At 44.1% G+C, this 17,811-nt stretch carries 22 protein-coding genes; 1 reads left to right on the forward strand and 21 read right to left on the reverse strand.

The window, feature by feature from the left end:
* Nucleotides 1-2: 2 nt before the first annotated feature.
* The 9 genes from fdhD to WA279_RS15620 form a co-directional block, all read right to left on the reverse strand.
* Complete coding sequence (gene fdhD / locus WA279_RS15580) at nt 3-791, reverse strand: formate dehydrogenase accessory sulfurtransferase FdhD (RefSeq protein WP_326208728.1); 789 nt, start codon at nt 789-791, stop codon at nt 3-5.
* Between the two features lie 232 nt (nt 792-1,023).
* Entirely contained in the window at nt 1,024-1,185 is a 162-nt protein-coding gene (locus WA279_RS15585) for a hypothetical protein (protein WP_003227706.1), read from the reverse strand.
* Between the two features lie 94 nt (nt 1,186-1,279).
* On the reverse strand, nt 1,280-1,954 hold the full coding sequence (locus tag WA279_RS15590) for a vWA domain-containing protein (protein ID WP_003243553.1): 675 nt from the start codon (nt 1,952-1,954) through the stop codon (nt 1,280-1,282).
* Between the two features lie 52 nt (nt 1,955-2,006).
* Nucleotides 2,007-2,147 (reverse strand): hypothetical protein, encoded by a 141-nt coding sequence (locus tag WA279_RS15595; protein WP_336155928.1) that lies wholly within the window; start codon nt 2,145-2,147, stop codon nt 2,007-2,009.
* Nucleotides 2,148-2,277: 130 nt separating this feature from the next.
* Nucleotides 2,278-2,961 carry a vWA domain-containing protein gene (locus tag WA279_RS15600; protein ID WP_003227700.1) on the reverse strand — a complete coding sequence of 228 codons (684 nt, stop codon included), beginning with the start codon at nt 2,959-2,961 and terminating at the stop codon, nt 2,278-2,280.
* Nucleotides 2,962-3,345: 384 nt separating this feature from the next.
* Nucleotides 3,346-4,377, reverse strand: a complete 1,032-nt coding sequence (gene spoIID / locus WA279_RS15605) for a stage II sporulation protein D (RefSeq protein ID WP_015714866.1) — start codon at nt 4,375-4,377, stop codon at nt 3,346-3,348.
* 195 nt (nt 4,378-4,572) lie between these two features.
* Nucleotides 4,573-5,883 (reverse strand): UDP-N-acetylglucosamine 1-carboxyvinyltransferase, encoded by a 1,311-nt coding sequence (gene murA, locus WA279_RS15610; RefSeq protein WP_003227695.1) that lies wholly within the window; start codon nt 5,881-5,883, stop codon nt 4,573-4,575.
* A 33-nt stretch (nt 5,884-5,916) separates the two neighbouring features.
* Nucleotides 5,917-6,657, reverse strand: coding sequence for a YwmB family TATA-box binding protein (locus tag WA279_RS15615; RefSeq protein ID WP_015483817.1), 741 nt, complete (start codon nt 6,655-6,657; stop codon nt 5,917-5,919).
* A gap of 124 nt (nt 6,658-6,781) precedes the next feature.
* Nucleotides 6,782-7,012 carry a DUF1146 family protein gene (locus WA279_RS15620; RefSeq protein WP_336155931.1) on the reverse strand — a complete coding sequence of 77 codons (231 nt, stop codon included), beginning with the start codon at nt 7,010-7,012 and terminating at the stop codon, nt 6,782-6,784.
* 169 nt (nt 7,013-7,181) lie between these two features.
* On the opposite strand from WA279_RS15620, the gene WA279_RS15625 reads away from it, so the two are divergent.
* A complete protein-coding gene (locus WA279_RS15625; RefSeq protein ID WP_100505929.1) occupies nt 7,182-7,655 on the forward strand; it encodes a hypothetical protein in 474 nt (157 codons plus the stop codon).
* A 33-nt stretch (nt 7,656-7,688) separates the two neighbouring features.
* Here WA279_RS15625 and WA279_RS15630 read toward each other — a convergent pair whose 3' ends face one another.
* The 12 genes from WA279_RS15630 to WA279_RS15685 form a co-directional block, all read right to left on the reverse strand.
* Entirely contained in the window at nt 7,689-8,087 is a 399-nt protein-coding gene (locus WA279_RS15630; protein WP_014478254.1) for a F0F1 ATP synthase subunit epsilon, read from the reverse strand.
* Between the two features lie 23 nt (nt 8,088-8,110).
* Complete coding sequence (gene atpD / locus WA279_RS15635; RefSeq protein WP_003227686.1) at nt 8,111-9,532, reverse strand: F0F1 ATP synthase subunit beta; 1,422 nt, start codon at nt 9,530-9,532, stop codon at nt 8,111-8,113.
* Between the two features lie 25 nt (nt 9,533-9,557).
* Nucleotides 9,558-10,421, reverse strand: a complete 864-nt coding sequence (gene atpG / locus WA279_RS15640) for an ATP synthase F1 subunit gamma (protein ID WP_003244388.1) — start codon at nt 10,419-10,421, stop codon at nt 9,558-9,560.
* Between the two features lie 76 nt (nt 10,422-10,497).
* Nucleotides 10,498-12,006: a F0F1 ATP synthase subunit alpha gene (gene atpA, locus WA279_RS15645; protein WP_014478256.1), complete on the reverse strand. Its 1,509-nt coding sequence runs from the start codon at nt 12,004-12,006 to the stop codon at nt 10,498-10,500.
* Nucleotides 12,007-12,022: 16 nt separating this feature from the next.
* On the reverse strand, nt 12,023-12,568 hold the full coding sequence (locus WA279_RS15650; protein ID WP_003227679.1) for a F0F1 ATP synthase subunit delta: 546 nt from the start codon (nt 12,566-12,568) through the stop codon (nt 12,023-12,025).
* Nucleotides 12,565-13,077, reverse strand: coding sequence for a F0F1 ATP synthase subunit B (gene atpF, locus WA279_RS15655; RefSeq protein WP_003244051.1), 513 nt, complete (start codon nt 13,075-13,077; stop codon nt 12,565-12,567). Before atpF ends, WA279_RS15650 begins: the two co-directional genes overlap by 4 nt.
* 162 nt (nt 13,078-13,239) lie before the next feature.
* Nucleotides 13,240-13,452 (reverse strand): F0F1 ATP synthase subunit C, encoded by a 213-nt coding sequence (gene atpE, locus WA279_RS15660; protein ID WP_003151167.1) that lies wholly within the window; start codon nt 13,450-13,452, stop codon nt 13,240-13,242.
* A gap of 45 nt (nt 13,453-13,497) precedes the next feature.
* Nucleotides 13,498-14,232 carry a F0F1 ATP synthase subunit A gene (atpB, locus tag WA279_RS15665; protein ID WP_003242621.1) on the reverse strand — a complete coding sequence of 245 codons (735 nt, stop codon included), beginning with the start codon at nt 14,230-14,232 and terminating at the stop codon, nt 13,498-13,500.
* 7 nt (nt 14,233-14,239) lie between these two features.
* Complete coding sequence (gene atpI, locus WA279_RS15670; RefSeq protein ID WP_003243159.1) at nt 14,240-14,623, reverse strand: ATP synthase subunit I; 384 nt, start codon at nt 14,621-14,623, stop codon at nt 14,240-14,242.
* Nucleotides 14,624-15,045: 422 nt separating this feature from the next.
* Entirely contained in the window at nt 15,046-15,675 is a 630-nt protein-coding gene (gene upp / locus WA279_RS15675) for a uracil phosphoribosyltransferase (RefSeq protein ID WP_336155932.1), read from the reverse strand.
* A 134-nt stretch (nt 15,676-15,809) separates the two neighbouring features.
* Nucleotides 15,810-17,057, reverse strand: coding sequence for a serine hydroxymethyltransferase (glyA, locus tag WA279_RS15680; RefSeq protein WP_336155933.1), 1,248 nt, complete (start codon nt 17,055-17,057; stop codon nt 15,810-15,812).
* A 206-nt stretch (nt 17,058-17,263) separates the two neighbouring features.
* On the reverse strand, nt 17,264-17,806 hold the full coding sequence (locus WA279_RS15685) for a TIGR01440 family protein (RefSeq protein ID WP_336155934.1): 543 nt from the start codon (nt 17,804-17,806) through the stop codon (nt 17,264-17,266).
* Nucleotides 17,807-17,811: the final 5 nt, after the last annotated feature.

Below are 17,811 nucleotides of genomic sequence, written 5' to 3' on the forward strand. Positions count from 1 at the left end.
TCCTATCCCCTGATTCTCTCAGGGTGTGTATATACATTAAATGATCCGTTTCTGACAAATCCAATCGCTGTGATATTCAATTCTTCAGCCATTTGAACCGCAAGCTCCGTCGGGGCCGATTTGGAAATGACAATCGACACGCCGATTTTGGCCGCTTTTAACAGGACCTCTGATGAGATTCTGCCGCTGAACACAATCAGTTTGTCACGTACGGACATCCCGTTTAGAAGGCAGTGTCCGTATAGTTTATCAAGTGCGTTGTGCCGACCGATATCGGTGCGCATCAACAGAAGCTTCTCTGTGTCGCAAAGCGCCGCATTATGGACGCCTCCCGTATCCTGAAACGTCTCGCTCCCTTGCTGCATGTCTTTCATAAGCGCCAAACATGCCTCAGGCGATATCTTGATTTGGCTGACAGCCGTCTTGGCTGTTTTGACATCCTGCTGAAAATAAAAATGACGGCCCTTTCCGCAGCATGAGCCGATCACCCGTTTCGTATAATCCTTTTGATCCAATGTCTCAGGGTGAACGAGGTCGACATATACAAAACCGAGACTTTCATCTATTGTAAACCTTTTAATTTCTTTTTGAAATCGTATAACACCCTCTGATGCGAGAAATCCGATGACAAGCTCTTCGATATGCTCAGGCGTACAAACAAGCGTCACAAATTCACTGCCATTCAGTATCACTGTCAAAGGGAATTCCGTCACCATCCGGTCTTCTACTTTCCTTATTTCCCCTTGTTCATAGCGCCATACATCCCTGACCGCAGTTACTTTATCGTTCAATGTCTCTTCCCCTCCGCAATGTTCCTGCCTTTATATTTTTTCACACTCCTCGGATTTTGTCGAATTCTGAGACACAAAAAGAGCCCTCTATATAAAGGGCTTTCACAGGATGTGATGACGGCGGTGTTTTGGCAGGGCGCCTAAGCATTTAGCCGCCATTCCTTTTACCAATGTGCATTTACAACGAACGCTGGGCTTGTCGACACGCTGAGACACCTCTGCATAAAGGACTCTATGTTTGATTATGCTGATTCTTTTTCAGAACCGTAAACAGCACAATAGCTGCGATCAAGGTGAGAATGCTGACAAAAAAGAAGGCTGCCAGTTTTAGAAGAACACCAAGCAATATGAATGCAACGGTGGCTATAAGAAAAATCATTCCGAATAATTTCATATGTTCAACCCCTTTTTAGGGTATCATTCCCGCCCAAACTGTTTTTAAACCAATAAAAAAAGGCGCCTGGGGGAGCGCCTGATCTTTAGGTTCCTTACTCAGTAAATTTTTGTGCTTCTTTTTCCCAAGCCTGTTCGAACTCATCCGCACTGTTCGCTGAAATATATTCTCCGCCGCCAGCGACAGCTGCTTGTTTCATCTCTTCATTACCCTTGACATCAAAGTTGAAGCCAATGATGTTTACAATCGTATCCACATTTGATGCACGGAGCTTTTCGATTTCCGCCGCAGGGTCTCCGCCGCACGTTTCTTCACCGTCAGTGATTAAATACACCACGTTTTTCCCGTCTGCGTCAAATGCTTCAAATTCTTTTCTTGTGTCTGCAAGTGCTTTGGCAATCGGTGTCCATCCAGTCGGCTTGAGCTCACTCAATGAATTGTCAAACAGAGACCCTTCATATGGATGAAGGCCGTAAATGGTTTCCGTCGTACTGCACGAAAGGGCTTTACCGGACAGTTTATTATTCCCTGCATGCCCGAAAACGCGAAGCATAAGATTTGTATCCTTCGGAAGAAGTTCGGCAAAAGATTTTACTGATTTTTTGGCAATGTCTATTTTGCGCTCTCCTCCTGTTTTTTGAACCATGCTTCCGCTTCCGTCAAACAAAACAGCTACATTTGTATCAGCCTGTTTCTCAGCGGCAAAAGACGGGGAGGCAATGGAAACAGTCAACAATCCAATGATACCGGCAGCCAGCAACTTTTTCATATAATTACTTCCTTTCTTTTTCATATTTTCCAACTATATGTTGGATTCTTCTTTATGCTAGAATACGAAAATGCAAAAAGATATAGGACATGCTGCCTTTTGTACTGCTTTCACGATCTGTCCAAAATCGCTTGAAATGCCGTTCATTTTTAGCCATTTCCGCCCAGAAAGCTTCAACAGATTGTGTGATCATTCATTCTTTTTTCGCCTTGATTATGACAGAAAAACGGAAATCTGCTACTATGCTACAGGCAGACAGCTAATTAGTTTTGAAGTTTTTGTTACATACAAAAAGAGGCTGACCATCACCAGCCTCTTTTTTCTTATTTAGATAACATTAGTGATTGCTGAGTGAAAATTTTCTCAACATCTTTTTGGGTATAAGCCGGGAAGTATTCACCACCGCCTACTTTCGCAATTGCGTTCAGCTGGCCTTTGTATCCCTCTTTATAATCAAAGCCGATCACATTAACAGTGATATTGTCTTTTTGCAGTTCCTTTGCTGTTTTAATCGGGTTTCCTCCGCACGTTTCCTCACCGTCTGTCAACAGATACACCACTTTTTCCCCTTTTGCATCAAGCTGGTCAAAAGAAGATTTCGCCTCGTTCAGCGCTTTGGCAATTGGTGTCCAGCCAGTCGGCCCAATTGTATTGAGAGAATTGAGGAAGCTTTGCTCGTTAAAGCTTTGGAAGCCGTATACGTTGCGAATGGCTTCACATGACTGAACTTTTCCGGAATTTTTATTGTTTCCTTCAGAGCCAAACACGCTCATTTTCACCTGAGTTCCTTCTGGCAATGAGCTCGCAAACTTTGAAATTTCTTTTTTGGCTGAATTAAATTTAGATACACCATCTATTCTTTTCGCCATACTTCCGCTGGCATCAAGCAAGACCGCCACGTTCGCCGGCGCTTTAGCCTCCGTTTCTGTCTTTTCAGCTGCAAAAGCAGGTGAAGTTAATCCAAAAAGCAATCCTGTCATCATGATCAGTGAAAATCTTTTCTTCATGCTCGTACCCCTTTACCAATTTGTTTCTGCGTGCAGATGTTCAACGCTGAACATAATCTATCGTAATCAACAAAAACCGAGAAATAAATAGGGCGGGCTTCCCCATTGCTGTTGTTTACTTTTGCATAGAAACCTATGTTTTTATTAGTGATTTCCACCTAACGCCCCTATGAAAAGAGAAGATTGTCCGCCTTTCGGCTTTCGTTATATGAGTCTGTCGAAGTCTGTCGACAAATGTGGATGACTTTACCACAATCTCAAAGCCTGAAATCAGGAAAAAAGGACTGATCTTAAATACGGTCAGAAGCTCCTCTAAACCGTTTCAGCTGCTCTTAGATAAAAGATATTCAGGAACAGAAAAAGACGCCCAATGAGCGTCTTTTTCTACTTTTTCGCCATATATTTATTCAAAAACGCATCTGCCTCAGAAATTTGTGTGCCTTGGTAATAGTACTTTACAATGTCATCAACCGTTTTGCCTTCTTTGGCCATAAAATTCGCTCCGTATTGGCTCATCCCCACACCGTGGCCAAATCCTCTCGTCGTGACTGTAATTGTGTCTCCATTTCGTTTCCATTCAAAATCGGCGGAGTTGAGACCCAGCTTTTCACGTATGTCTCTTCCTTTCAGCGTCTTGCCGTTAATGACGGCAGTTGCGACCTGATGGCCCGGTGTCTCGCCGGTAATCTTCCCTACTGCGCTAGATCCATCCAGCTTGACGCCAAGCTTTTGCTGAAATTCTGCCGCTGTAAAGGTTTTCGTTGCCTTATATTTCGGAGACTTTTTATCCCATGGGCTTTTGACACTTTTTAAATATGGGATAGCACTTGTCCAATAAGCTTCTGCATTCTCTGTGTAGCCGTTGCTTGTGGAGAAAAAGGAGGCTTCAATCGGCTGGTTGTTGTACGTTAAGATTTTGCCTTGCGTACTGGCTACCGCAGCTGTGATTTTCTTCAGTTTTGTCTCATAGCTTGTGCCCCACTGTTTTTTCAGCTCCGCTTTGTTTTTATACACCTGGAACATCTGTGTATCATCCACCAATGAGCCTTTAGGAGCCTCAACCGCTGAATTCGACACCATCAGTCTGACAATAAATGTTCTGGCGGCGAGGGCCTGGGCTTTCAGTGCTTCAGATTCAAAGGTTGCCGGCATTTCGGAGGCGACGACTCCAATCACATACTCTTCAAGCGGAATGTCTTCTACGGATTGATTTGCGGTTCGATAGACGGGAATAGAAACAGGTGATGCTTTCAATGTTTCTGCTCCTTTCGATGCTGGTTTCGTGCTGACTGCTGTCTTTTCTGATTCTACGCTGGCCCCCGCTTCCTTATTATGCTGGAATGGTATAACCAAGAGTGTGGGAACCAAGAGAATCAATGCACATAGTACGGATAGTGTGATTGCGAATTGTTTCATATTCAGCTGCCTCCTGCTCGGGATTCGACTCTAGTCTAGTCTATGGGCAGGGACAAGCTAATATGACTCTCGTTTTGGACAGAAACTTTATTTGTCATTTACGTATTCTTTTTTGCTATTTTGCGCATAATGATGATAATACACAAAAAATAAAAAACCAGTATGCCAGAGTGACATACTGATTTTCAAGTAAGTTTATGCATTTAAGTCAGAAACGACTTCTTTATTCTCTTGCTCAGAAGCAGACTCATCATTTACACGTTCGATGTCTGCGCCCAGAGCGGCAAGCTTCTGATGGAAATCAACGTAACCGCGGTCTAAGTGCTTCAATTCAGTAACACGTGTGTGACCTTCAGCCACTAACCCCGCAAGAATCAGCGCTGCACCTGCACGCAAATCAGTCGCTGCAACTTCAGCTCCCTGAAGCTGTACAGGACCGTTAATGATGACAGAACGTCCTTCAATCTTGATATCACCATTCATACGGCGGAATTCTTCCGCATGCATAAAACGGTTTTCAAAAACGGTTTCTGTAATCATGCTTGTGCCGCTTGCACGAAGCAGAAGCGCCATCATTTGTGACTGCATATCAGTCGGGAAGCCCGGGTGAGGCATTGTTTTGATGTCAATCGGTTTAAGTTCTTTCGGGCCGATGACACGCAGGCCTTCACCTTCATCCTTAATTGTTACACCCATCTCTTCCATTTTTGCAATTAAAGAGGTGAGGTGCTCAGGAACCGCTCCTTTTACTAATACGTTTCCTTCAGTGATTGCAGCAGCAACCATAAATGTGCCCGCTTCAATACGGTCAGGAATAATATGGTGTTTTACGCCGTGAAGCTTTTCGACTCCTTCAATTTTGATGGTGCCGGTGCCAGCTCCGCGGATTTTTCCGCCCATGCCGTTGATATAGTTTGCTAAATCAACGATTTCGGGTTCTTTTGCCACGTTTTCCAGCGTTGTTGTTCCTTCAGCTAGAGCGGCTGCCATAATCAGGTTCTCTGTAGCTCCTACACTTGGGAAGTCCAGATAAATTTTTGCGCCTTGCAGTCGGCCTTTTACTTCAGCTTCAATGAAGCCATTACCGACTTTGATTTCTGCGCCCATTGCTTCAAAACCTTTTAAATGCTGATCAATCGGTCTGGAACCAATTGCGCATCCGCCCGGAAGTGCAACTCTTGCATGACCTGTACGCGCAAGAAGCGGCCCCATGACAAGCACAGACGCACGCATTTTACGAACATATTCAAAAGGTGCTTCAGTTTGCAAAGCGTATGAAGCATTTACAGTCACTTCATTATTTTCAAAATGCACATCTGCTCCTAAATGACGCAACACTTCGTTAATTGTATATACATCGGAGAGCGTAGGTACATCACAAATTACGCTTTTTTCTTCACTTGCTAATAAAGATGCAGCGATAACAGGTAAAACGGCATTTTTAGCGCCTTCAACTTTGACTGTGCCGTTTAACTTCTGACCGCCGCGGACGATGATTTTTTCCAAGGTATTCCCCTCCGCGTCCCTAAATTCTCTATATTAATATTCAGTCGTAACGATTGGTGTGCCAACCGTAACGGTATGTTTTCCGCCCATTCCTGCACTTCTAAGTGCAATTTGCAAATTCATTTTATGTTTCGAGGTCATAATGTACTCTTCCCACTCATCTGTAAACGCAGAAATAGAAACGAAATTTGGCTCAACTACATGTTCTACTGATCTTGCTTGAAATTCATTTAATAACTGATTTGCTTTTTTTTGCAAAACAATATTCATATTATCATCTAAGTGACCATTTAGACAAGTAAAAATAACTACTTTTTCTTGGAATATCCCAAGTGTCTCCCGTTCAAACTGTTCATATGTATCATTCCAGCTATCCGGTGTCTCTAGACTCATTTGCTCATATAATAAATACGAAGTTGGATTGTGTTTTTTGAGGGTTGTGACAAGCTGCAGTCTAAAAGAAGTACGATTTTTTTTGTCAGTATATGTGCCAATTGCCTTTATCATTTTATCTTCCCGTGCAATCACCCAATCATATTGACGATACTCTGATTTTAAACGTTGCACTTTTTGATAAAATTCTTTTTCGGTCAGTGACATGTTTTGTTTTGCATGCAATGTCCACTTATCTATTGACACATCTTGGCGTTCCATCCCCTCTGCCATTTGTGCTAACGGCGTTAATTCACTCGCATGAATGGTATGGAAAACAGCAATGACGAAGCTTAACATGACGGAAATGATAATAGCGTGGCTTACTTGTTTTTTCTTCATGTTCATCTCTCCCCCTTATCCCCAGTTTTACCGGAGGCAAGAGGCGCCATACGTAAAAATCTTCGTCAAAACTCGAGCTATTCGCTTCAACCCGCTTCTCCCAACCATTTATATTCAAAACCTATTAAAATAGATAGGGAAGCTGCTGTGAATAATTGAGATAATCTAAAAAGAAATTGGCAACGGCCGTTCCAATGGCGATTGTCAGCAAAATCATCAGGAGTCTAGTCTGCACGACTTTGCCTTTTTTGATTAACGGATCTATATTGACGGCTTGCAACGCCCACCAAGTCACTGCTATAAAAATCAGGTGAACGACAATGCCGATTGCAGCCTGCTGTCCCAATACACTCATCTATTACACTCCTTTCTCTGCGTTCATACCCTTTCTTATTATATAAGAAGCACAGATAAAGATGATACATTTTATACAGAACGGAATAATCACCCAAATCTAGGGCTAATCCCCGCTTAAAGTGCGATTCTTTTACATGGTATACTTTATTGGAAAGGAGCTGGCAAATGTGAATCATTCTTTTTTTCAGCCTGAAAAGCAATATGGTGAGGACCTGCCAATTTTTGATCAGGAATGGGAAGCAATTGCATTCTATTATGATTATAGACAGTCACAGATTGAAGAACTGAATGAATTGTGTCAGTTTTTTAACATTTCTCTTACCTATACGAGAGAAAGCCTTGAAGAGCTTGAAAACCTTTATTTTCAAAGTATACAAGAGCTTTTGCTTGCTGATTGGAATCTTCCTATTGAAGAATTCGAGAAAATGATCAGTGTTTATCTTATAGATTGCGTGATTGCCCGCCATGAAGATGCTGAATGGGTTGTAAAACCTTACCCCTATAAAGACGGCGCTTATACACTTGGCTTTAGAAGACATCGCAAATTGTGGCATACAATGAATGCCTGTGATGGTTTATACCTGCGCCAAAAAGAGGATCGCCCGCTGTTATCGCTGTTTGATTCTCTTGTGCGTTCATAAAAAAATCCTTCTCATAAAGAGAAGGATTTTTTCTTATTTCCCTGCTACATCCAATCTGTTCAAAGCCCGCTGTAACGCAAGCTCAGCCCGACGAATGTCAGTATCATCTGATTGAGAATTCAAACGCTCCTGCGCCCGCTGGCGTGCAGCTTCAGCGCGCTCTTTATCGATGCCTTCTGCTGTCTCGGCAGCCTGGGCAAGGATGGTGACCTGATCAGGACGGACTTCGACAAATCCGCCGCTGACGGCAACCATTTCAGTCTGCCCGTCTTTTTTCAGACGGACAGCGCCGATTTTAAGAGGAGCCACGGTTGGAATATGGCCTGGCAAAATACCGAGATCGCCGCTTTCGGCTCTCACACTCACCATTTCGATATCCGCATCGTATACTGGGCCGTCGGGAGTAACGATATTGACTTTAACGGTCTTCATGCTTTTACCCTCCTAGGACCAGATTAAACTTCTACACCCATTTCTTTTGCTTTCTCAACAACTTCTTCGATACGGCCTACAAGACGGAACGCATCTTCTGGAAGATGGTCGTATTTACCGGCTAAGATTTCTTTGAAGCCTTGTACCGTCTCTTTTACAGGCACGTAAGAACCTTTTTGTCCAGTGAACTGTTCAGCCACGTGGAAGTTCTGAGAAAGGAAGAACTGGATACGGCGTGCGCGGTGAACGACAAGTTTGTCTTCCTCGCCTAATTCATCCATACCGAGAATCGCAATGATATCTTGAAGCTCTTTGTAACGCTGAAGCGTTGACTGTACTTCACGCGCAACCGCATAATGCTCTTCTCCGACAATTTCAGGAGCAAGGGCGCGTGATGTAGATGCCAACGGATCAACCGCAGGGTAAATACCCATTTCAGTTAATTTACGCTCAAGGTTTGTTGTCGCATCCAAGTGAGCGAACGTTGTCGCCGGCGCCGGGTCAGTGTAGTCATCGGCAGGCACGTAGATCGCCTGGATAGATGTAACTGATCCAACGTTCGTAGACGTGATACGCTCTTGGAGCTGACCCATCTCAGTTGCAAGCGTCGGCTGATAACCAACCGCTGAAGGCATACGGCCAAGAAGGGCTGAAACCTCTGAACCCGCTTGTGTGAAACGGAAAATGTTATCGATGAAGAACAGTACGTCCTGTCCTTGTACATCACGGAAGTGCTCAGCCATTGTAAGGCCTGTCAAAGCAACACGCATACGTGCGCCCGGCGGCTCGTTCATTTGTCCGAATACCATGGCTGTTTTGTTGATTACGCCAGAGTCACTCATTTCGTAGAAAAGGTCGTTTCCTTCACGAGTACGCTCTCCTACGCCGGCGAATACAGAGATACCGCCGTGCTCTTGCGCGATGTTGTTGATTAATTCCTGGATTAATACGGTTTTACCTACACCGGCACCACCGAACAATCCGATTTTACCACCCTTAATGTAAGGAGCAAGCAAATCAACAACTTTAATACCTGTTTCAAGAATTTCAACTTCTGTTGAAAGCTGATCGAATGAAGGCGCCTGTCTGTGAATCGGATCCTTTTTCGCATCCGCAGGAACCGGCTCATTCAAATCAATATTTTCTCCGAGAACGTTAAATACACGTCCAAGTGTTACATCACCAACCGGTACTGAGATTGGCGCTCCTGTATCTACAGCTTCCATACCGCGCTGAACACCATCTGTAGATGCCATTGCGATTGTACGGACTGTATCATCACCTAAATGAAGAGCGACCTCAAGCGTTAAATCAATACCTACTTCGTTTTCACTTGCAGCTGGCTGTGAAATTTTAATCGCATTATAAATTTCAGGCAAGTGACCGTCTTCAAAACGCACGTCGACGACCGGTCCTAATACCTGGCTAACGCGTCCTTTCTTCATCGCTATCCCTCCTGACAAAATCTTTCTATTCTAAAGCGGCTGCTCCGCCGACAATTTCCGTAATTTCTTGTGTGATGGCTGCTTGGCGAGCGCGGTTGTAAGAAAGCGAAAGTGAATCGATAAGTTCCTTCGCGTTGTCTGTCGCATTTTTCATCGCCGTCATTCTTGCAGCGTGCTCACTTGCTTTACTGTCAAGAAGCGCACCGAAGATTAAGCTTTCTGCATATTGAGGAAGCAAAACCTCCAGAACCTCCTCTTCAGATGGTTCAAATTCATAAGACGCCGTTCTTTTTCCGCCGCCGCTGCCCAAATCAGATAACGGCAGAAGTTTTTTCTCCGTTACTTCTTGAGTAATGGCGCTGACAAAATGGTTATAAACAAGGTGCAATTCATCAAACGCACCGTCTATAAACATTTGGATCGTTTGACGGGCAAGATCTTTAATTTCTGTAAACGTTACTTCATCCCCAAGTCCTGTTAACTCGGAAATGATCGGAATCTCACGTTTCTTAAAGAAATCACGGCCCACTCTTCCGATGGCAATCACCGCATACTCATCCTTAGACTGATGACGTTCTTGCATGGCCTGATAAGCACTCCGTAAAACCGAACTGTTAAAAGCGCCGGCAAGACCGCGGTCAGACGTAATGACAAGGTATGCCGTTTTTTTCACTTCTCTGCTGAGAAGCATCGGGTGCTTCACGTTGCCGGAAACTCTTCCGACGTTTGACACAACCTCTTGGATTTTATCCATATATGGCACAAATGATTTTGCATTGTTTTCAGCACGATTCAGCTTAGCCGCAGATACCATCTGCATGGCTTTTGTAATCTGACTTGTTTTTTTCGTTGACGTGATCCTTGACTTAATATCGCGTAATGAGGCCAAAGATTTCACCACCTTTTCTCTTCATCTGCGTAAAAAGAGAGAAAAAGAGAACCTTTTTCTCTCATCAGCATTCGAGTTAGTTGCTTGGTGCAAATGTGCGTTTGAAGCCTTCGATTGCAGCTTTGAAGTCTTCATCAGCAGGAAGGTTTCCTGTTTTTGCAATTCCGTCAAGCAGGTCTTTATGGTTTTGGTCAAGGTACATGTAGTACTCTTCTTCAAAACGTCTGATATCCGCCACAGGAATATCATCGAGATATCCTTTTGTCAGCGCATAAAGAATGGCTACTTGCTTTTCAACCGGAAGCGGCTTGTTCAGATCCTGCTTCAGCACTTCAACTGTACGCGCACCGCGGTTCAGTTTTGCCTGAGTCGCTTGGTCGAGGTCAGAACCGAATTGAGCAAATGCTTCCAGCTCACGGTATGACGCAAGGTCAAGACGCAAAGTACCTGATACTTTTTTCATCGCTTTGATTTGCGCTGAGCCGCCGACACGGGATACAGACAATCCGGCGTTGATCGCTGGACGTACGCCTGAGAAGAACAAATCAGATTGCAGGAAGATCTGTCCGTCGGTGATGGAAATGACGTTCGTCGGAATATAAGCAGAGATATCTCCGGCTTGTGTTTCTACGAACGGCAGAGCTGTAATTGATCCTGCGCCTTTCGCGTCGCTAAGCTTTGCTGCACGCTCAAGCAGACGGGAATGAAGATAGAATACATCCCCAGGGAACGCTTCACGGCCTGGCGGACGGCGAAGAAGCAAGGACAGCTCACGGTAAGCAGCCGCTTGTTTAGAAAGATCATCGTATACAACAAGAACGTGCTTGCCGCTGTACATAAATTCTTCTGCCATTGTAACCCCAGCATACGGTGCCAGGTACAGAAGCGGTGCCGGCTGTGACGCAGACGCCGTTACAACAATTGTATAATCAAGCGCGCCGTGTTTACGCAATGTTTCTACTACGCCGCGGACTGTTGATTCTTTTTGACCGATCGCAACATATACGCAGATCATGTCTTGGTCTTTTTGGTTAAGGATCGCATCGATCGCAACAGATGTTTTACCTGTTTGACGGTCACCGATGATCAGCTCACGCTGGCCGCGGCCGATTGGAATCAGTGCATCGATCGCTTTGATACCGGTTTGAAGCGGTTCATGAACGGATTTACGGTCCATAACGCCTGGTGCAGGGCTCTCAATCGGACGAGTTTTGCTTGTAAGGATCGGGCCAAGTCCGTCTACCGGCTGGCCTAACGGATTTACAATACGGCCGATTAACTCTTCACCAACAGGAACCTCCATGATGCGGCCTGTTCTTTTTACTTCGTCTCCCTCACGGATCTCACTGAAAGGTCCTAAGATGACGATACCTACGTTTGATTCCTCAAGGTTTTGAGCCATACCCAAAACACCGTTTGAAAATTCGACAAGTTCACCGGCCATACAGTTGTCAAGGCCGTGCACACGTGCAATACCGTCACCGACTTGGATGACTGTACCTACGTCTTGAACTTCAATATCAGATTGATAATTTTGTATTTGCTGTTTTATCAGCGTGCTAATCTCTTCAGCTTTGATGCTCACTTAGGTTTCACCCCTTCTATCGATTTTCCCCGGCTAATTGACGTTCAATGCGCTGAAGCTTCCCGCTTACGCTGCCGTCATAAATCCGGTTTCCAATGCGGACTTTAATGCCGCCTATTAAATCCGTCTGCACTTCATTTCTGATTCTCAGTGAAGCGACTCCGGCTTTTTTTGCAAACACTTGTGATAATGGTAAAATTTCAGCATCCGTCAGCGGTTTCACTGAATATACGATTGCGTCTTCTGTTTGACGGGCCTCATTTGCGAGTTTGATAAACTCATCTGTGAGCTCAGGCACAATCGCGGCACGATGGCGGTCAATCAAAAGAAAAATCGTATTAAGCACGGACTGTGACAAAGAGCCAAATGCATTTTGGATCAGCTCTTTTTTCTTCGCAGCCGGCACCTTCGGATGGTTCAACACATCATTAAGCGCTTTTTCATTTTGAAATACTTGTTTTACAACAGTTAGCTCTTCTTCTACTTGATTCAGCTGAGCGGACTCATTGGCTATATCAAAAAGAGCTGATGCATATCGTTTAGAGACAGCTGATCCACTCATCGGCTTTCTCCTACCTCTTTAAGATAGTCCTGGATCAATTTCTCTTGCGCTTGTTCATCCAGTTCTTTTTCGATCACTTTCGACGCAATCATGACAGAAAGAGACGCTACTTGCTCACGGAGAGCAGAAACCGCCTGTTCTTTTTCCTTCACGATTTCAGTTCTTGCTGCTTCTTTCAGACGTTCAGATTCTGCACGTGCAGCCTGAATAATCTCTTCTTTTTGCTTCTCTCCCAGTTTCTTTGCGTTTTCGATAAGAGTTTGGGATTCCTGTCTTGCTTCTTTTAAAAGAACGCGCTGCTCTTCAATCAGCTGCTGCGCTTCTTTATTTTTTTCTTCAGCAGACGTAATTTCTCCAGCGATGTGGTCTTCACGCTGTTTCATTATGTTTAATAGCGGCCCTAAAGCGTATTTCTTCAGAAGCGCTAATAAGATTAACATAGCTAACAGTTGGAACAGGATATCTCCGCCGTTAAACGACAATCCTAGTTCAAGTGGTAATTGAGACATCTACTACGGCAACTCCCTTCTGCAGGTTTTTCTTTGCTGATCCAGCAGCCGCACTTGTCTCTTTTCAGCCGGCAAGGCGGGATGCTTATCAGACATAAAGCAATGGCGAAGGTTCTCTTGGAATGATCTTCGCCATTTTTAGTTCATATAAGGCTTTTATGCTTAGCCAAAGAACGCTAAGAATGCGATAACGACAGCGATAATAGGAAGGGCTTCAACTAATGCGATACCCATGAACATAAGAGTTCTCAGTTCTTTACCTGCTTCCGGCTGACGGGCAATCCCCTCTACCGTACGTGAAACAATCAAACCGTTACCAATACCTGCACCAAGTGCGCCTAAACCAATTGCAATCGCAGCTGCTATTAAATTCATGAAAAAGTTCCTCCTTTAAAATGTTATCCGTTTGGATATAATGTTTTAATGATCATGACTGATTTTATGAGACATGTACACCATCGTCAGCATTGTAAAGATAAATGCCTGGATAGCACCAATAAATAAACTGAATGCTTGCCATGCCAGCATCGGCAGAATGGCACCGATTGTACCGACAAGACCGAGAGCCACGCTTTGCGAATAATGGCTTGTTGCTAATCCCGCAAGCAGACCGAGAAGAATCTCACCGGCGAAGATGTTACCATACAGCCGCAAACCTAGAGTCAGCGTATTCGCAAACTCTTCGATGATTTTCATCGGGAGCATGAATGGAACAGGTCTTAAATAGTCTTTGGAATATTCCTTGAGCCCTTTCATCTTCACACCATAGTAGTGGGTTAAAGCAACAACCATCACGGCTAGCGTTAATGTAATGGCAGGATCGGCTGTCGGAGACTTCCACCAGAGCTCATGTCCGATTGTAATAGAGAACGGCAGCCCCAGCATATTCGACACAAATATGTACATCAGCAATGTGACACCAAGTGCCAAGAAGTTAGCCCCTGTTTTTAAATCCATTGTACTGCCAATAATATTGCGGACGAAATCAACAATCCATTCCATAAAGTTCTGGGCTTTTCCGGGACGGATCGAAAGCGTTCTTGTCGTCAATATAGCAATCAATAAAACAATCACACTCGCCACAGTAATCATCAGAATGTTTGTCAGATTAAAAGTAAGACCTAGAAATTCTATAGTTCTGTAACCATGATTCAAAGGGTTTTCACCTCTCTTCCATTGATGAACGTTTAAGCTGGATAAAGGAATCTATCATAATGACAGGGTATATTGTCATTAATCCAATAACTGTACTTGCCATATGAAAGTATTCGGGATTTTTATAGGCAACAGCCACAGCAAGAATCGCATTGCACCACCGCGCTGCGCTCCCGAGAGATCGTATGGACTTTCCTTTCTCAACAGCTCTGTCAAAAGCATTCATTCTCCTGACGAGCAGTAAAAAATTAAACAAACTGAAAACAGTTCCCAGAATAAGGCCTAAAAAAACGGTTTTATACGCTGTTAAACCATAACCCAGTACATACACTGCCAAAATGAACAATAAATATTTGCGTTGTCTGCTAAATGTAAGCTTGGGATCGTCCATCAATTATCTGTCTCCTGATGAAAAAATAATGTATAGCTTGGATACGGCAAAAATCAGCGGTTAACCCTTAGTAGAAGACCTTTTTTGACCGGCAAAACGGGCCTGTTCGAAAAAATCATTCATCCGCAAGCCTTGCAGGGATGCTGTTTCATTCGCTTAAATAAATCCTCATAATACGGGTTTGCTGAGAGGATTTACATTGAGGATGAGGACTATAATGAAAGCTATGAAAACCTTCTCATAATACCCTCGTTTAGCATACAATAGCCCCTAACATGTGTCAATCTGTTTAAAGTTAAAAAACTTTTTATACTTTACGTCTCCACAGAATGTTCACATTTTCACCTATAATTGTATACAGATTCACCGAATAGCAAAAAACTGGATAAAAAAATGAAACCCCCTTTTGGGGATTTCATTTTTTATTTTGTTCCAAACATGCGGTCACCCGCATCTCCGAGACCTGGAACAATATATCCTTTTTCATTTAATTTTTCATCTAGCGCCGCAATGTAAATATCAACGTCCGAATGATGCTTCTGCAATTCTTCCACACCCTCCGGCGCTGCTACAAGACACATGAAACGGATATTTTTCGCACCGCGTTTTTTAAGGCTGTGAATGGCTTCAACTGCGGAACCGCCCGTAGCGAGCATCGGGTCAACCACGATGAATTCACGCTCTTCCACATCAGAAGGAAGCTTGACATAGTATTCCACGGGTTTTAAGGTTTCTGGATCACGGTAAAGGCCGACATGTCCCACTTTTGCTGCAGGTATCAGCTTTAAAATGCCGTCAACCATTCCCAATCCTGCTCTGAGGATAGGAACCACTCCGAGTTTTTTCCCTGAGATGATTTTCGACTTCGCAGCCTGAACCGGTGTATTGATATCCACTTCTTCCAGAGGAAGATCGCGGGTAATTTCAAATGCCATGAGTGTGGCCACTTCATCTACTAACTCTCTAAAATCCTTCGTACCTGTATTTTCATTCCGTATATATGTCAGCTTGTGCTGAATTAAAGGATGATCAAATACATAAACCTTTCCCATACTGTGTTTCAGCTCCTTTTTTATTGTCCCATCAACAATTACACACTTCTATTGATTCTACAAAAAAAGACATTGAGTTTCAAGAACATCGTCAAAAAACCCGCCGGGCATAAGCCCCAGCGGGTTTTAGGATCTTAATAATCTAATTCTTTATATAAAGGAAATTTATCAGTCAGAGCAGCTACACGCTGTCTTGCTTCTTCAAGTTTTCCTTCATCTTCGTGGTTTTTCAATGCAAGCGCAATGATAGCACCGACTTCATCTAATGCGTCTCCGTCAAAACCGCGGCTGGTTACAGCAGCTGTTCCAAGACGGATGCCGCTTGTTACGAAAGGTTTTTCAGGATCATATGGAATCGCGTTTTTGTTAGACGTAATACCGATTTCATCAAGTACATGCTCTGCAACCTTACCAGTCAGTCCGAGCGAACGAAGGTCAACAAGGATAAGGTGGTTGTCTGTTCCGCCTGAAACGAGCTTGATGCCTTCTTTCGTTAAGGCTTCAGCCAGACGTTTCGCGTTTGAAATGACGTTTTCTGCATATGTTTTGAAATCGTCCTGCAATACTTCACCGAATGAAACAGCTTTTGCGGCAATAACGTGCATCAGCGGGCCGCCTTGAATTCCAGGGAAGATCGATTTATCAATTTTCTTGCCAAACTCTTCACGGCAAAGGATCATACCGCCTCGAGGACCGCGAAGTGTTTTATGTGTTGTTGTTGTAACGAAATCAGCGTAAGGAACCGGGTTTGGATGAAGGCCTGCCGCAACAAGTCCTGCGATATGTGCCATATCCACCATGAAGTAAGCGCCGACTTCATCAGCAATTTCACGGAATTTCTTAAAGTCGATTGTACGAGGATACGCACTTGCTCCTGCTACGATAAGCTTCGGTTTATGAGCGAGGGCTTTTTCACGCACGTCATCGTAATCAATATATTGAGTTTCTTTATCTACGCCGTACTCAACAAAGTTATATTGAACACCGCTGAAGTTGACTGGGCTTCCGTGTGTTAAATGGCCGCCGTGGGAGAGGTTCATCCCAAGTACAGTATCGCCTTGCTCCAAAATCGTGAAGTACACTGCCATGTTTGCTTGTGCGCCTGAATGAGGCTGAACGTTTACATGCTCCGCTCCAAAGATTTCCTTCGCGCGGTCACGAGCGATATCTTCAACGACATCGACGTGCTCGCATCCGCCGTAGTAGCGTTTGCCCGGATATCCTTCTGCGTATTTATTTGTCAAAACAGATCCTTGTGCTTCCATAACCGCTTCACTTACAAAGTTCTCAGAAGCAATCAATTCGATCTTAGTCTGTTGGCGTTCACGCTCATTTTTAATGGCGTTAAACACTTGTTCGTCTTGCGCAGGTAAATGTTTCATCAGCGAGATCCTCTCCTATCCGTATCCTGTTCTTTGTTTTTACCATCACTATTGTACATGGTTTTTAAGGCCGATGTAAAAGATTATTTTTAAAAAATCTAAATTTTTATTGGTAAAAACGAATATTAATAACTTAAATTTAATTTAAAGTTCGGAATTTATTTCACTGTCTTAAAATAAAAGAAAAGACTGGCTATGCAGTCCTTTCATTCGCACTCATAAACCGCCCGCACTCCGCCGATTAGTTTCGGCCGTGTACGCGCCAATGTCACATGAGCTGAACCGAGGCTGTTTTGAGAGACACGCACAGGGACAGCCACCGGCTTCAGATGCATGCCGATAAACGTATCGCCTATATCAATCCCGGCGTCAGCCTGAATGGTTTCAACAAGAACAGGAGACTTCATCTGCTTAAACGCATAAGACGCCATCGCTCCGCCCGCTCTTGGAACGGGCACGGCAGAAACGGTTGGAAGCCTGAACAGCTTGGCTGTTTCTGCTTCGACGACAAGCGCTCTGTTTAAATGCTCGCAGCATTGAAACGCCAGATGGATTCCCGTTTTTTCCCGGAGCTCAGCAAGTCCGCTGTAGATGCTTTCAGCGATATCTACACTGCCCGATGTGCCGATCCGGCTGCCGGCCACTTCGCTCGTGCTGCATCCAAGGACGAAGAGCTGATCTTGTTTCAATTCCGCTTGGTCCTGAAACTCAGACAGCATCGTCTTCCACGTTTGTTTCAACTCATTCATTAAAC

The sequence above is a fragment of the Bacillus sp. 204(2023) genome (assembly GCF_037027505.1).
Taxonomy (GTDB): domain Bacteria; phylum Bacillota; class Bacilli; order Bacillales; family Bacillaceae; genus Bacillus; species Bacillus subtilis.

What these genes read in the sequence shown, in the direction of transcription:
- WA279_RS15585 (WP_003227706.1), bottom strand. Translation starts at nt 1,185, where the DNA reads ATGAAATTATTCGGAATGATTTTTCTTATAGCCACCGTTGCATTCATA.
- WA279_RS15630 (WP_014478254.1), bottom strand. Translation starts at nt 8,087, where the DNA reads ATGAAGACCGTTAAAGTCAATATCGTTACTCCCGACGGCCCAGTATAC.
- WA279_RS15685 (WP_336155934.1), bottom strand. Translation starts at nt 17,806, where the DNA reads ATGAATGAGTTGAAACAAACGTGGAAGACGATGCTGTCTGAGTTTCAG.
- WA279_RS15600 (WP_003227700.1), bottom strand. Translation starts at nt 2,961, where the DNA reads ATGAAGAAAAGATTTTCACTGATCATGATGACAGGATTGCTTTTTGGA.
- glyA (WP_336155933.1), bottom strand. Translation starts at nt 17,057, where the DNA reads ATGAAACATTTACCTGCGCAAGACGAACAAGTGTTTAACGCCATTAAA.
- atpE (WP_003151167.1), bottom strand. Translation starts at nt 13,452, where the DNA reads ATGAATTTAATAGCAGCTGCGATTGCAATTGGTTTAGGCGCACTTGGT.
- upp (WP_336155932.1), bottom strand. Translation starts at nt 15,675, where the DNA reads ATGGGAAAGGTTTATGTATTTGATCATCCTTTAATTCAGCACAAGCTG.
- WA279_RS15595 (WP_336155928.1), bottom strand. Translation starts at nt 2,147, where the DNA reads ATGATCACACAATCTGTTGAAGCTTTCTGGGCGGAAATGGCTAAAAAT.
- atpI (WP_003243159.1), bottom strand. Translation starts at nt 14,623, where the DNA reads ATGGACGATCCCAAGCTTACATTTAGCAGACAACGCAAATATTTATTG.
- spoIID (WP_015714866.1), bottom strand. Translation starts at nt 4,377, where the DNA reads ATGAAACAATTCGCAATCACACTATCCGTACTATGTGCATTGATTCTC.
- atpF (WP_003244051.1), bottom strand. Translation starts at nt 13,077, where the DNA reads ATGTCTCAATTACCACTTGAACTAGGATTGTCGTTTAACGGCGGAGAT.
- WA279_RS15620 (WP_336155931.1), bottom strand. Translation starts at nt 7,012, where the DNA reads ATGAGTGTATTGGGACAGCAGGCTGCAATCGGCATTGTCGTTCACCTG.
- atpD (WP_003227686.1), bottom strand. Translation starts at nt 9,532, where the DNA reads ATGAAGAAAGGACGCGTTAGCCAGGTATTAGGACCGGTCGTCGACGTG.
- WA279_RS15590 (WP_003243553.1), bottom strand. Translation starts at nt 1,954, where the DNA reads ATGAAAAAGTTGCTGGCTGCCGGTATCATTGGATTGTTGACTGTTTCC.
- WA279_RS15650 (WP_003227679.1), bottom strand. Translation starts at nt 12,568, where the DNA reads ATGAGTGGATCAGCTGTCTCTAAACGATATGCATCAGCTCTTTTTGAT.
- WA279_RS15615 (WP_015483817.1), bottom strand. Translation starts at nt 6,657, where the DNA reads ATGAAGAAAAAACAAGTAAGCCACGCTATTATCATTTCCGTCATGTTA.